This window comes from Paraburkholderia sp. RL17-347-BIC-D (genome assembly GCF_046027915.1).
GTDB lineage: Bacteria > Pseudomonadota > Gammaproteobacteria > Burkholderiales > Burkholderiaceae > Paraburkholderia.
Genome location: NZ_JARESS010000078.1, coordinates 13,905 through 27,398 on the forward strand (window position 1 = coordinate 13,905; position 13,494 = coordinate 27,398).

14 protein-coding genes, 1 other RNA gene and 1 riboswitch are annotated in these 13,494 nt (G+C 62.1%); of the genes, 10 read left to right on the forward strand and 5 right to left on the reverse strand.

The features are described from left to right. Positions 1-72 precede the first annotated feature (72 nt). Positions 73-329, reverse strand: a riboswitch (cobalamin riboswitch). Positions 330-536: 207 nt separating this feature from the next. The 5 genes from P0D96_RS44000 to P0D96_RS44020 all read left to right on the forward strand — a co-directional run bounded on the left by P0D96_RS44000 (position 537) and on the right by P0D96_RS44020 (position 2,997). Beyond that, entirely contained in the window at positions 537-893 is a 357-nt protein-coding gene (locus P0D96_RS44000; protein ID WP_408256559.1) for an ATPase, read from the forward strand. Next, on the forward strand, positions 890-1,204 hold the full coding sequence (locus tag P0D96_RS44005) for a cell division protein ZapA (RefSeq protein WP_012432043.1): 315 nt from the start codon (positions 890-892) through the stop codon (positions 1,202-1,204). The genes P0D96_RS44000 and P0D96_RS44005 overlap by 4 nt, the downstream gene beginning before the upstream one ends. Before the next feature lie 126 nt (positions 1,205-1,330). Further along, positions 1,331-1,512, forward strand: a non-coding RNA gene (ssrS, locus tag P0D96_RS44010) — 6S RNA. Positions 1,513-1,619: 107 nt separating this feature from the next. Further along, a complete protein-coding gene (locus tag P0D96_RS44015; RefSeq protein ID WP_132375720.1) occupies positions 1,620-2,078 on the forward strand; it encodes an EVE domain-containing protein in 459 nt (152 codons plus the stop codon). Positions 2,079-2,265: 187 nt separating this feature from the next. After that, complete coding sequence (locus tag P0D96_RS44020) at positions 2,266-2,997, forward strand: SIMPL domain-containing protein (RefSeq protein WP_408320297.1); 732 nt, start codon at positions 2,266-2,268, stop codon at positions 2,995-2,997. A 108-nt stretch (positions 2,998-3,105) separates the two neighbouring features. Here the strand turns inward: P0D96_RS44020 and lgt are convergent, their stop codons facing one another. Then, positions 3,106-4,011, reverse strand: coding sequence for a prolipoprotein diacylglyceryl transferase (gene lgt, locus P0D96_RS44025; RefSeq protein WP_132375724.1), 906 nt, complete (start codon positions 4,009-4,011; stop codon positions 3,106-3,108). A 119-nt stretch (positions 4,012-4,130) separates the two neighbouring features. Further along, positions 4,131-5,117, reverse strand: coding sequence for a LysR family transcriptional regulator (locus P0D96_RS44030; protein ID WP_408320299.1), 987 nt, complete (start codon positions 5,115-5,117; stop codon positions 4,131-4,133). A gap of 173 nt (positions 5,118-5,290) precedes the next feature. On the opposite strand from P0D96_RS44030, the gene ilvD reads away from it, so the two are divergent. Then, a complete protein-coding gene (gene ilvD / locus P0D96_RS44035) occupies positions 5,291-6,964 on the forward strand; it encodes a dihydroxy-acid dehydratase (protein ID WP_132375728.1) in 1,674 nt (557 codons plus the stop codon). 171 nt (positions 6,965-7,135) lie between these two features. After that, a complete protein-coding gene (locus tag P0D96_RS44040; RefSeq protein WP_132375729.1) occupies positions 7,136-7,474 on the forward strand; it encodes a c-type cytochrome in 339 nt (112 codons plus the stop codon). Between the two features lie 151 nt (positions 7,475-7,625). Here the strand turns inward: P0D96_RS44040 and P0D96_RS44045 are convergent, their stop codons facing one another. The 3 genes from P0D96_RS44045 to P0D96_RS44055 form a co-directional block, all read right to left on the reverse strand. Next, positions 7,626-8,348, reverse strand: a complete 723-nt coding sequence (locus tag P0D96_RS44045) for a DUF2486 family protein (RefSeq protein WP_408320302.1) — start codon at positions 8,346-8,348, stop codon at positions 7,626-7,628. A gap of 92 nt (positions 8,349-8,440) precedes the next feature. Next, a complete protein-coding gene (locus P0D96_RS44050; RefSeq protein WP_132375733.1) occupies positions 8,441-8,857 on the reverse strand; it encodes a DNA polymerase III subunit chi in 417 nt (138 codons plus the stop codon). Positions 8,858-8,915: 58 nt separating this feature from the next. Further along, complete coding sequence (locus tag P0D96_RS44055; protein WP_408180712.1) at positions 8,916-10,442, reverse strand: leucyl aminopeptidase; 1,527 nt, start codon at positions 10,440-10,442, stop codon at positions 8,916-8,918. 137 nt (positions 10,443-10,579) lie between these two features. On the opposite strand from P0D96_RS44055, the gene lptF reads away from it, so the two are divergent. The 3 genes from lptF to P0D96_RS44070 are packed head-to-tail and all read left to right on the forward strand — an operon-like array spanning position 10,580 to position 13,212. After that, positions 10,580-11,677 carry an LPS export ABC transporter permease LptF gene (lptF, locus tag P0D96_RS44060; protein WP_132375737.1) on the forward strand — a complete coding sequence of 366 codons (1,098 nt, stop codon included), beginning with the start codon at positions 10,580-10,582 and terminating at the stop codon, positions 11,675-11,677. Positions 11,678-11,680: 3 nt separating this feature from the next. Next, positions 11,681-12,829 (forward strand): LPS export ABC transporter permease LptG, encoded by a 1,149-nt coding sequence (gene lptG / locus P0D96_RS44065; protein ID WP_408320305.1) that lies wholly within the window; start codon positions 11,681-11,683, stop codon positions 12,827-12,829. Positions 12,830-12,840: 11 nt separating this feature from the next. After that, entirely contained in the window at positions 12,841-13,212 is a 372-nt protein-coding gene (locus P0D96_RS44070) for a sirohydrochlorin chelatase (protein WP_408180714.1), read from the forward strand. The last annotated feature ends 282 nt before the right edge of the window (positions 13,213-13,494 follow it).

A 13,494-nucleotide genomic window follows, 5' to 3' on the forward strand; every position in this document is an offset into this window, starting at 1 on the left:
TAGCGTGCGCGGCCCGCTTCCCCGCAGGCCGATGCGTAACGAGGCGCCCGCGTATTTAACATTTTCGCGCGTGACGTGCCTCTCCCTCTGGCCGGTATCCGGGCTGGCGACACATCGATTCCGCCTTCCCACGCGTGACGCGCAGTGGCACACTCGCGAGTTGAACTTCCAACACGCGATCAGAATCGACTTGCATGACGAATGCTGTCGCTTACCGTTGCGGGGGCAGCGCAGGTTGGCGCGTTCACGTGAACGGCGCGCCCTGCTTCCCGTTTAACTGCGCGCGCCGTTGAAAAGCGCACGCGGGCACCAGAGTGCGGCAAGTTTAGGAGCGGCCTCGGGGTCCGTCAATAATGCCGGGACCGTGGGCCATCTGTTCTGTTAAGTGCAGGCTATTGTCCGACGCGTGAGTACTTTTTCATCATATGGTCGATAAAAGCCTGCACAAAGCGATGTTGTTACGTCTCGAAACGAGACAATTGTCGGAACCTGCGACATTCCGCGCTAAAATGCGATGTCTTTAGAGGACGCAGCACATGCTCACCGAACTCGAAACACTTTCACAGAATATCGGCAAGCTGATTGCGATCAGCCAACGCCACAATGAAGCGCGACTCGCGCTCGAAGAGCAGCTCGCCCAATCGCGCGCCGAAGTCGAAGCCACGCGCACGGAACTTGCAATGCTGCGCGAGGAACGTAACGCGCTGCAGGCGGAACGCGACGCGCTATCGGCGAAGATCGACGACGCACAGGTGCGCCTGAATGCGATTCTCGAGAAGCTGCCGCGTGCCCGCGCGAACAGCGAGCCGGACAACCAGCTCGATCTGCTCGAGCCGGCTCAGCACGAAGTCGAAGCTGAGAGCGACGTGACCCGCCACGGAGAAAATGCATGACCACCAAGCAGATCGAAGTATCGATCCTCGGCGTGCCCTATCGCCTCGCCTGCTCGCCGGAAACGGAAGCGGCGCTGCTCGAAGCGGTCGCACGCGTCGACGCCGAAATGTCGAAGATCCGCAATAACAGCAACGTGCGCGGCACGGATCGCATTGCTGTCATGGCTGCGCTGTCGCTGGCATCGGAACTGCTTAGACTGCAATCGAGCGTGAGACACGGAGAAGCATTTCCCGCTGAAGAAATCCGGCGTACAATGCATCAAATGAACGAACAGCTGGGTACTGTGATTGAGCAGTACAGCATGCAGTAAGGGTCGTGTGTTATCGTGCTGCCGGTCCTGAGATCGGCGGCGGATTCAAACGGAGTGCGTGAGCACAAGGCGTGCAAGATTCAGCAAACGTTTGAGTTCAATCGGTAGTTCAGCTTCATCGGTTTAGCTTCCCTGCCTGGTTCGCCAAGGTCATATATTCCTTGAACCAATGCCATGTGCACGGTTGCGGAAATTTGTAGCACGGGTGTGCGCGTCACTCTGTCTGATGTACCCGAAGTGTTGCTAACTGCGACCAATTCTGAACCCCCGGTTCAGGATGCCGGCCTAGCGGCTAAGGCGGGGACCTTATTTAGAACGGCATCGGACTTCGGTTCGGTGCCGTTTTTCTTTGGGCGCTGTTTTTTGTACGCCGATTTTCTCCGCATCTTCAACCCCTTAACGTTCAATTCGATTCATGCGCTACTGGCTAATGAAGTCCGAACCGGACGAAGCAAGCATCGATCATCTCGCCAACGCACCGCATCGCACGTTGCCGTGGACCGGCGTGCGCAACTATCAGGCGCGCAATTTCATGCGCGACATGATGCAGGTCGGCGACGGTGTGCTGTTCTATCACTCGAGCTGTCCCGAGCCCGGCATCGCGGGAATCGCCGAGGTATCGTCCACCGCGTATCCGGACCCCACGCAGTTCGATAAGAAGAGTCCCTACTACGACGCGAAGTCGTCGCAGGAAACGCCGCGCTGGGTGCTCGTCGATGTGGTGTTCAAGAAGAAGATCCCGCTGATTCCGCTCGCCGCGCTGCGCGAGCATGACGAACTCAAGGACATGCGCGTGCTCGCCAAAGGCAACCGCCTGTCGATCACGCCGGTGACCGAAGCCGAATGGCGCTTCATTACCAAGCGGCTCGCTTGAGCTTGCATGCCTGATGGATGCGCGACGCGTATTCATGCACACGCAAACGTTAAAGCAACGTCAAACCGGGGAACCAAGCTCAGGTTACAAGCGCCTAACGGACTCAAAAACGGGACTCGCAAACGCCGTGCCATTGCGCGGCGCTTGCCCCGATCGTGCACAACCTGTTCAAGCAAGGAGTCCAACAATGACGAAAAACACCGCACGTGCACTCGCTTTCGCTCTCGTCTGCGCCGCGCCTGCCGCGCTCGCACTGACGCCGGCCGGCGCACGCGCGCAAGGCGTCATGCAGTATCAGCCGGCCGGCGTGCTGTCGCTCAACGCGCAGGCCAGCGCGGAAGTGCCGCAAGACGTCGTCGATATCACGCTGTTCTACGAGCAGGAAGCGAGCGATCCGTCGGCGCTCACGGCAACGCTGAACCAGCGCGCCGATTCGGCGCTGCAAAAGGCCAAGGGTGTGAACAGCGTAACGGCACGCACGGGTTCGTTCTCGATCTATCCGTCCACCGACCGTGACGGGCGCATTTCCGCATGGCGCGGCCGCACGGAGATCGTGCTCGAATCGCACGACTTCGCCGCGGTGTCGAAACTCGCGGGTCAAATGGCATCGATCATGCAGGTCGGCAACGTGCAGTTCTCGCTCTCGCCTGAAGCGCAGCGCGCGGCCGAGCAGAAGCTCACCGGCGAAGCGATCAAGTCGTTCCGCGAACAGGCCGCTTCATCCGCGCAGGCGTTCGGCTACAGCGGTTATTCGATTCGCGAGGTCAACGTCGGCCACAACGGCGTGATGCCGCGTCCGATGATGATGATGAGCGCACGCGCCATGGGCGCCGACGCGAAGGCTTCGGCGCCGGTGCCGATCGAAGGCGGCACGTCGACGGTCACTGTGAATGTGTCGGGCTCGGTGCAGATGAAGTAACGCGTTTTTTTACTGCTTGCAGCGGTGCTTTGACGCAGCAAGAGAAAAAGCCACGGCATGCCGTGGCTTTTTCTCATTGGCTACGATAAAACGTAGCGGTCAGTCAGATCAACTCGCACTGACCGCCTGCGCCGGTTCACGGCGCGCGCGGCGATAAGACCACACCAGCATGGCGATACCGGCGAGGATCATCGGCAGCGACAGCCATTGGCCCATGGAAAGCCCCATGGCCAGCAGACCGAGGAAATCGTCCGGCTCACGCGCGAATTCGACCGTGAAGCGCGCGAGGCCGTAGCCGATCAGAAACACGGCGGAAATCGCGCCCATCGGCTTCGGTTTGCGCGAGAAGAAGAACAGCACGAAGAACAGCGCGACGCCTTCCAGCGCGATTTCATACAGCTCCGACGGATGGCGCGGCAGCATGTGATATTGCGCGAACACTTCGTTCAGATGCCATTGCGCGGCCAATTGCGGATGCGCGGTGAGCCACGCGGCGTCGTCGGGCGCGGCGCCCGGAAACAGCATGGCCCACGGCGCCGACGGATCGGTCACGCGGCCCCACAACTCGCCATTGATGAAGTTGCCGAGGCGCCCTGCCGCGAGGCCGGTGGGCACCATCGGCGCGACGAAGTCGGTAACTTGCAGCCACGAGCGTTTGCGCTGGTACGCGAACAGCACCATGGCAAACGTCACGCCGAGAAAGCCGCCGTGAAACGACATGCCGCCTTCCCACACCTTGAAGATGTCGAGCGGATGCGCGAAATAAAAGCTCGCCTTGTAGAACAGCACGTAGCCGAGCCGGCCGCCGAGAATCGTGCCCAGCACGCCGTAAAACAGCATGTCGTCGATATCTTTGGCGGTCCAGCCTTGCGCGGCGACGTACGGCAAACGCAGCCGCAGCCGGCCGACGACGATCGCCGCGATGAACGCGACGAGGTACATCAGTCCATACCAGCGCACTGCGAGCGGCCCCAGATGAATGGCAACGGGGTCGAAATTGGGGTGAATGAGCATCGTGTTGTTATGGGCAGTTCAGGTTCAGAAGCAGGTTTTATCTGGGTGGGCGGCGCTGCCCGCACCTTGCGGTGCATGCATTGGACGGTCCGGCCGGCAATGCGTTCGCGAGGACACGTCTAAATGCGCGGCGCGGCGGACGGCTGCGCTTCGACGGTCGACGCATGCCCCCGCACGATGTCGATGAAGCCCGCCAGTACCGGGCTCACCTCCGCGGTCCGCCAGACGAGGCCCGTCTCGATCGCGGGCACCGACTCGGAAAGCGGCCGGTACACGACGCCGGTGCGGCGCAGATTACGCAACGATTGCGGCACCAGTGCGACACCCATGCCGGCCGACACGAGGCTTACGATCGTTTGCATCTGGATCGCTTCCTGGCCGACCCGGGGCGCGAGGCCCGCCACGCCATAGCAATCCATAATGATGTCATAAAAGCCTGGCGCCAGACGTCTTGGGAAGACCACGAGCGGTGCATCGGCGACGTCGCGCAGGCTGATCGGCGTGTCCAGCCATTCGGCGCGCGGGTCGGCATCGTCGCCAGTGGCGCTCGCCACGCGCGCTGCCATGTCCGTCGACATGGCGATCACCAGCGGCTCGCGCGCGATCGGCAGCCACGAGAGCTGGGTGGCGTGGCGGGGCGGCAGCGGCGCAATCACGAGACCCGCGTCGATGCGCCCGGCCACCAGTTCGTCCACCTGCACGTCGCTGGTGGCTTCGGTCAATTCCAGCCGCACACGCGGATGGCGCGCGCCGAAATCGCGCAGCAACAGCGGCAGCAGGCCGTAGTCCGCGGTGGAAACGAAAGCCAGCGACAACACGCCCGCCTCGCCGCGCGCGAGGCTCTGCGCGAGCGGCCGCAGGCTCTCGGCGCTCGCCAGCAGACGCTGCACCTCGGGCAACAGATCGGCGCCCACCGACGTGAGTTCGACCGAACGCTTGGTGCGCGCGAACAATTCGACGCCGAGCGTCTCTTCCAGCGCCCGGATGGCTTGCGACAACGGCGGCTGCGTCATGGACAGGCGCACGGCCGCGCGTCCGAAATGCTTTTCTTCGGCGACGGTAGCGAAATAGCGCAACTGGCGCAGATCGGGAATGGCAGGCAGCATGATTGATACATTTTACGACCTAATGAAGCCCGAATAATACATTGGACACGCGCATCGCAAAACTGCATCCTTGCGCGACGCGTCGGACTACACTGGACGGATGCCGCCGGCAGCCCACGCCGGCGAGGCAAGAACCCGCAGCGCGGATCAAAACAAAACAGACTGGAGTTCCCATGGCATACAACCGTCGTTCGAAGAACATCACGCAAGGCGTGGCGCGTTCGCCGAATCGCTCGATGTACTACGCGCTCGGCTACGAGAAGGCCGACTTCGACAAACCGATGATCGGCATCGCCAACGGCCACTCGACCATCACGCCGTGTAACGCCGGCCTGCAGCGTCTCGCCGACGCCGCCGTCGCCGCGATCAAGGGCTCCGACGCGAATCCGCAGATCTTCGGCACGCCGACGATCTCGGACGGCATGTCGATGGGCACCGAAGGCATGAAGTACTCGCTGGTGTCGCGCGAAGTCATCTCCGACTGTATCGAGACCTGCGTGCAAGGCCAGTGGATGGACGGCGTGGTCGTGATCGGCGGCTGCGACAAGAACATGCCGGGCGGCATGATCGGCATGCTGCGCACCAACGTACCGAGCATCTACGTGTACGGCGGCACGATCCGTCCGGGTAACTGGAAAGGCACCGACCTGACCATCGTGTCGTCGTTCGAAGCCGTCGGCGAATTCACGGCGGGGCGGATGTCGCAGGAAGATTTCGAAGGGATCGAACAGAACGCGTGCCCGTCCACGGGTTCGTGCGGCGGCATGTACACCGCCAACACCATGAGCTCGTCGTTCGAGGCACTCGGCATGTCGCTGATGTATTCGTCGACGATGGCCAATCCGGACCAGGAAAAGGTCGACTCGGCGGCTGAGTCGGCGCGTGTCCTGGTTGAAGCGGTCAGGAAGGATCTGAAGCCGCGCGACATCGTCACCAAGAAGTCGATCGAAAACGCCGTGGCCGTGATCATGGCCACCGGCGGCTCGACCAACGCCGTGCTGCACTTCCTCGCGATCGCGCACGCGGCCGAAGTGGAATGGAGCATCGAGGACTTCGAGCGCATGCGCAAGAAGGTGCCGGTGATCTGTAACCTGAAGCCGTCGGGCCAGTTCGTGGCGACCGATCTGCACAAGGCCGGCGGCATCCCCCAGGTCATGAAGATCCTGCTCGACGCGGGCCTGCTGCACGGCGATTGCATCACGATCACCGGCAAGACCATCGCGGAAGAGCTGAAGGACGTGCCGGGCAAGCCGCGCGCCGATCAGCAGGTGATTTTCCCGATCGACAAGGCGCTCTACAAGGAAGGCCACCTCGCGATCCTGAAGGGCAATCTGGCCGTCGATGGCGCAGTCGCCAAGATCACCGGCCTGAAGAACCCGGTCATCACCGGTCCGGCCCGCGTGTTCGACGACGAGCAAAGCGCGCTGGAAGCGATTCTGGCCGACAAGATCGTGGCCGGCGACGTCGTCGTGCTGCGCTACCTCGGCCCGAAAGGCGGCCCCGGCATGCCGGAGATGCTCGCGCCGACCTCGGCGATCATCGGCAAGGGCCTCGGCGAAAGCGTCGGCCTGATCACCGACGGGCGCTTCTCGGGCGGCACGTGGGGCATGGTGGTCGGCCACGTCGCGCCGGAAGCCTTCGTGGGGGGCACGATCGCGTTCGTGCAGGAAGGCGACTCGATCACCATCGACGCGCACAAGCTGCTGTTGCAACTGAACATCGACGACGCCGAGCTGGAGCGCCGCCGCGCCGCATGGCAACAGCCGAAGCCGCGTTACACGCGCGGCGTGATGGCAAAGTACTTCGCACTGGCGCAGCCGGCCAACAAGGGCGCGATAACGGGCTAAGCGACGGCGACGGCTGGCCGGTGAACGTCCGTGATCCGGAGGCGCGACGACAGCCGTGCAAGCACGCGTAAGACTACGTAAAAGCGAAAGGGGTGCACGGAAAACCGTGCGCCCCTTTCCTTTTATAATGCTGGCACCACGAGTCGGGCACTTGCACCGACGGAGACCAGAATGAGATCAAAGTCGCACACAGCGCTTGCAGCCGCCGTCGCGCTGGGCGCCGCATTGAGTGCCGGCAGTCCGGCGGCGAATGCCGAGGCCGCTGGCCTCGCGCTCGCCCAGCAGCAGAACTGCATGAGTTGCCACTCGGTCACGCGTTCCTTCATGGGACCGGCGCTGCATGATGTCGCGGCGAAATATGCCGGCCGTGAAGACGCCGCCACTTATCTGCAGCACAAGATTCTGGACGGCAGCACGGGTGTGTGGGGTCCGGTGCCGATGCCTGCGAACACGCAGCTCACGCCTGATCAGGCGGCTACGCTGGCGAGTTGGGTGTTGACGCTCAAATGATAGCGAGCGCCTCGCGAAAGGCGCCGCGCGCAGGCTACGCTCCCAGCGCACGCAGTCCCCAGTAGATGGTCGAACCACGGCGCCAGTGCTTAAGCTGAACGGCACGCAGCAGGCGGCGCCACTCAACGCGCCCGCGCCTCACCTCACACGATCACGCGCTGCCCGAGGCGCGCCGCGCGATCTCTTCCAGCACCGCTTCCCGCACCCAGCTTGTCATCTCATTCTCAAGCGTCAGCGCCACTTCGCGCGTGATCTGGTCGATGAGCCAGCCCGTGTGCGCCTGCAAGGTCTCGCGGCAGCGTTCCTCGATCACGCTGCGCCCGTCGCCTGCCAGGAAACCGGCGACGCGTCTGCGCAGACGTTCGGCGATGACGTCGACATCCAGATCCAGATCCAGTGGCGGCTCGACGGCGCCTTCGCGCGCAATATCCGGCGGTACGGTCGAGCCCGCCTCGAGCGGTGTGATCGGCTCCGCCCGATCGAATACGCCCGCCGACGGCGCGTGCGCGTCGTCATGCGCATGCCGCGGCTCTGCGACGTGGTGCGCCCGGGAGCGCTTTTTCGAATGATGATGATGGTCGGCCGGATGCGCCGGCTGCGGCGCGTGTGCGGCATCTTGCGGCGTACGCGGCTGCGGTGCGAGAGTCGGTTCCTGTGCCCGCAACGGCTCCGCCGCGAGCACCGGCTCGGCCGACCTCACCTGCTCAGGCGTCAGCACCGGCTGCGGCGCAAGGACGGGCTCTGCCTTGAAACTGGGTTCGCGCGGGCCATCGAGTTCGGCCGCATCGCTCGAAGCATGCCGCGCCGGCACAGAATGACCCTGCACGAGAACCTCGTGCAGAACCGGGATGGAATCGTCATTGGGATCGGACACGTGCGCTCTCCGTGTTTGAGTCGAAGCTGAAGCAGCCCGCGTGCACGCCGGATGCCTGAGATCAGACACAGGCGACGCGGACCGAATGGGACCTAGCTGCCTTGCTTGTAGTTGTTCAAAGCATAGCCGCGATCGCGATAGAAGCGATAGCGTTCGCGGCCCGCGGCGAGTTCCTCGTGTGCGTTACCGACCACTTCCAGCAATCTCTCGAAGCGCGCGAATTGTGCCGGCACCGCGGCGCCCAGATTGAGCAGCACCTGATGATGCGGCACATCGTCGAGGCTGGAAGCCAGCACGATCGGCGTTTGCGCGGCGAGCGGCGTGCCCGCCATGCAGTGCGGCACAAAGTCGAGCGGCGAGAAGGTCCACAACTGTTCGTCGAAGGCCTTCAGGCGCGCCGGCTCGGCCAGCACGATGGTCGGCTGGCCCGCCTGATACGCCTTGCGGATCAGGCGGCACGCATACAGCAGCGAATCGCCGACGTTCGAGTGAAAGTCGATTCTCGTCATCGGCGGCTCCGCTTTGCGTCTGCGGTTGCAGCCGCGCCTGCGTCTTTACTGCATTGCGTCATTGTGCGGCGCGACCGTCCGCGGCCCTGTCGATGAGGAACTGTGCGAGCAACGGCACCGGACGGCCGGTGGCGCCCTTCGCCGCACCGCTCTTCCATGCCGTACCCGCGATGTCCAAGTGGGCCCACGGATAGGCGTCGGTGAAGCGCGACAGGAAGCACGCCGCCGTCACGCTGCCCGCCGGACGGCCGCCGATGTTGGCCATATCCGCGAAGTTCGACTTGAGCTGGTCCTGATACTCGTCGTCGAGCGGCAGACGCCAGGCCGGGTCGGACGCTTCACGCGATGCGTCGAGCAGCTCGCCCGCCAGCGCGTCGTCTTTCGAGAACAGGCCGCTGTTATGGTGGCCCAGCGCGATGATGCAAGCGCCCGTGAGCGTGGCGATGTCGATCACCGCCGCCGGCTTGAAGCGCTCGGCGTAGGTCAGCGCGTCGCACAGGATCAGGCGGCCTTCGGCGTCCGTGTTCAGCACTTCGATCGTCAGGCCCTTCATGCTGGTGACGATGTCGCCCGGCTTGGTGGCCGTGGCCGACGGCATGTTCTCGACCGCCGGAATGATGCCAACCACGTTGATTTTCAAGCCCATTTCGGCGACGGCGCGCAACGTGCCCAGCACCGAACCGGCGCCGCACATGTCGTACTTCATCTCGTCCATGCCTTCGCCCGGCTTCAGCGAAATGCCGCCCGTGTCGAAGGTCACGCCCTTGCCGACCAGCACCACCGGCGCGGCTTTCGCGGCACCGCCCTGGTACTGCAGCACAATGAACTGCGCCGGTTCGACCGAGCCGGCCGTGACCGACAGGAACGAGCCCATTTTGAGCGCTTCGCACTGCTTTTCGCCCAGCACTTCGACCTTCAGCTTCCAGTCTTTGGCGAGCTTCTTGGCGGTGGTGGCGAGGTAGGTCGGCGTGCAGACATTGCTCGGCAGATTGCCGAGGTCGCGCGTCAGGTCCATGCCGTTGGCGAGCGCGGCGCCCTGCTTCGCGGCCAGCTTGGCGGTCTTCTCGTCGCCCGTGTTGACGCTGAAGACGATGCGCTTCAAGGCGCGCGCCGAATTGTCCGGCTTGCTCTTCATCTGCGTGAACTTGTAGGTCAGTTCGCGCAGCGCGAGGATTGCGGCGCGCACGCCCCAATCGGCCGTCCGCTCGAGGATCGGCAGCTGCGCCAGCGTGAAGGTGACCTGGACGATCTTGGTGGAGAGCAGCGCGCGCCAGGCGGCCCGCACGGCTTCGCCGTAGGCTTTCTGGTTGAAAGCGTCCTGCTTGCCGAGGCCGACCAGCAGCACGCGGGAGGCGCCGATGCCCGACACTTCGTGCAGGAACAGCGTGGTGCCGGCCTTGCCGTCCATGTCGCCGGCCTTGATGATGCGGTTCAGCAGGCCGCGGGTGGCCTCGTCGATCTCGAGAGCCGCGCCCGACAGGGTTTGCGACTCGAACACGCCGATTACGATGCAATCGGATTTCCCAGTCAGGAAACCGTTTGACGAGCCTTTGGTCCAATCACAGGCTTTTATGCTAAAGTCCATCGCGCTTGTCCTCGGATAAAATCTGGGCTTAGGATGAAAGCCGCAATTATCCGCTATTTTTCCTGCGGCGGCTGCACCGGAGGTGTGACGGGAAGCAACCCGTGCGCCACTGAGAGCGCCCCCTCTCATCATCAATAATGATCTTCGAACGCTCCCTCCAGCGCGAACTCGCGTATACGGCTGGTGCCGTGTTCATGGTTCTCCTCACGCTCGTGCTGACGACGATGATGATCCGCATCGTCGGCTTCGCAGCCTCGGGCGAGATCGACCCGCGCGACGTGCTGGTCCTGATCGGCCTGACCGTGATCGGCTACCTGGCGATCATGCTCGTCGCGACCCTGTTCGTGTCGATCCTGTTCGTCCTGACCCGTTGGTACAAAGACTCCGAGATGGTCGTGTGGCTGTCCTCGGGTGTCAGTCTGACCCAATTCATCAAGCCGATCGGCATTTTTGCCACGCCGATCATCATCCTCATCATGTTCTTCGTGTTTGTTGGCTGGCCGTGGTCGAATCAGCAGAGCAAGCTGATCCGCGCGCGCTTCCAGCAGCGCGACGAGGTCTCGCTGCTCGCGCCGGGTCAGTTCCGCGAGTCGGCCACCAGCCACCGTGTGTTCTTCATCGAGAAGATGTCGCCCGACCAGGCGCGCGTCGAAAACGTGTTCGTGACCAGCACGGAAAACGGCAAGGTCAACGTGGTCGTGTCGAAAACCGGCCATACCGAGACGCGTAAGAACGGTGATCGTTTCGTCGTGCTGGAAAACGGCCGCCGTTACGACGGGCAGCCGGGCCAGCCGGATTTCCGCATCATGGAGTTCGAGCGCTACGGCGTGAAAATCCAGAGTCAGCCGGTCGTCAATACGCCGACCACCACCGGCACACCCACGCTCACGCTGCTGCGCAATCCGACCAACGACAATCTCGCCGAATTCGCCTGGCGTGCCGGGCTGCCGCTCATCGCGATCAATCTGATGCTGCTGGCCATTCCGCTCGCGCACCAGAACCCGCGGCGCAGTCGCACCATCAATCTGGTGATGGCGGTGCTCATCTATCTGACGTATTCGAATCTGTTGAACGTGGTCCAGTCGTGGATCGAGCAGGGCAAGATGTCGTTCCCGGTCGGGCTGGTGGGTCTACACGTGATCGTCGCGGCGATCGTCGCGTTTATTTTCTGGCTGCGCGTGCGCAACCGGCCGCTCATCACGCGCGCGATGTTCAGCCGTTCGCAGGGAGCCTGACCGATGCGCATCTATGAAAAGTATTTCGCGCGTCAGGTCTACCTCACGTTCATCTTTATTCTGTTTGCGTTTTCGGGTCTGTTCTTCTTCTTCGACCTGATCAATGAACTGAACTCAGTTGGGCACGGTAATTACAAGTTCCAGTACGCCGTGTTGCGAGTTGCATTGCAAACGCCTTCGCGCTTCTACGAGATCATTCCGGTCGCGGCGCTGATCAGCGCGATCTATGTGTTCGCGCAAATGGCGGCGAATTCCGAGTACACGATCTTCCGTGTGTCCGGGCTCGCTACGAATCAGGCGTTGCGTTCACTGTTGAAGATCGGCATTCCGCTTGTTTTGCTGACTTATTTGATCGGCGAAGTGGTTGGGCCGTACACGGATCAATTGTCGGAGCGCGTGCGGCTCGAGGCGCTGGGGTCTTCTGTGTCGAGCAATTTCGAGTCCGGCGTGTGGGTGAAAGATACGCTCACAGCGCGTGCGGACGGCGAGCAGGTGACGCGCTTTGTGAACGTCGGCGAGTTGAAGCCGGATGCGACGATCAGCAACGTGCGCATCTACGAATTCGATTCGAAGTTCCGGCTCTCGAATGTGCGGACCGCCAAGAGCGGCAAGTATCAGCCGCCGGGGCATTGGCAGTTGACCGGCGTGACCGATACGCAATTGATCGATGTGCCCCCTCCTCCGGGTACGCCCGCCGATGCGTTGAATCCGGTGTATCGGGCGAAGGAAGTCACCGTGCCGGAGTATTCGCTGCGCTCTGAATTGACGCCGCAGATTCTGTCGGTGCTGCTGGTGTCGCCGGATCGGATGTCGATGTTCAATCTGTTCCGGTATATCCAGCATTTGACCGAGAATCATCAGGATACGCAGCGGTATGAAATTGCGTTGTGGCGCAAGCTGCTTTATCCGTTTGCGGTGTTTGTGATGCTGGTTTTGTCGTTGCCGTTTGCCTATTTGCATACGCGGGCTGGTGTTGTTGGGATGAAGGTTTTCGGCGGGATCATGCTGGGGATGAGTTTTCAGTTGTTCAACACCTTGTTCTCGCATATCGGGACGTTGAATACCTGGCCCGCTCCTTTGACCGCGGCTACGCCAGGGTTGGTTTATCTCGTGCTTGGGTTGGTTGGGTTGAAGTGGGTGGATCGTCACTAGGGGCGTGCGTCATGGCTATGCATGGGATTGTTTTGTTTGGGCATGGCGCGAGGGATGTGCGGTGGCGGGAGCCGTTTGAGAGGCTGGCTATCAAGTTGCGGGACGCTTCTTTCGGCGCTCGGCCTGTGGCGTTGGCGTTTCTTGAATTGATGGAGCCGGATTTGCCTACAGCTGTGGGAGATCTTGTCGCTCAAGGGTGTGATGTGGTTACCGTTGTGCCTGTGTTTTTTGGGCAAGGGGGGCATGTGAGGAAGGATTTGCCTTTAATTATCGAGCAATGCCAGGCATTGCATCCCTCTGCTCTTATTAAGTGTGCTGGTGCTGTGGGTGAGGATGACGCTGTGTTGGACGCTGTCGCGGAGTATTGTCTGCGGCAGGTTTGATTACTTTAGCGGGTCCGTGACACGCAAAATTAGAACGCCGCGGAAATGTCGGCGAAGAAAAAAACGAAGCGATTGTTTGCAGAACGACCGCGACGGCGCGCGCAGCGCTGCCGGAAGAATGACTGCCTTGTCACGAAAGCGGAATGTGCGAGAGCACAGATTCCAGATGTACCACTACCGCGACTGCGCGGGGGACCCACTTATAAGCTAGCGGTTCGAGCCGCTTTCTCTTGCTTACTTCTCTTTGCGGCGGCAAAGAGAAGTAAGTGCCGCCCCGCACAG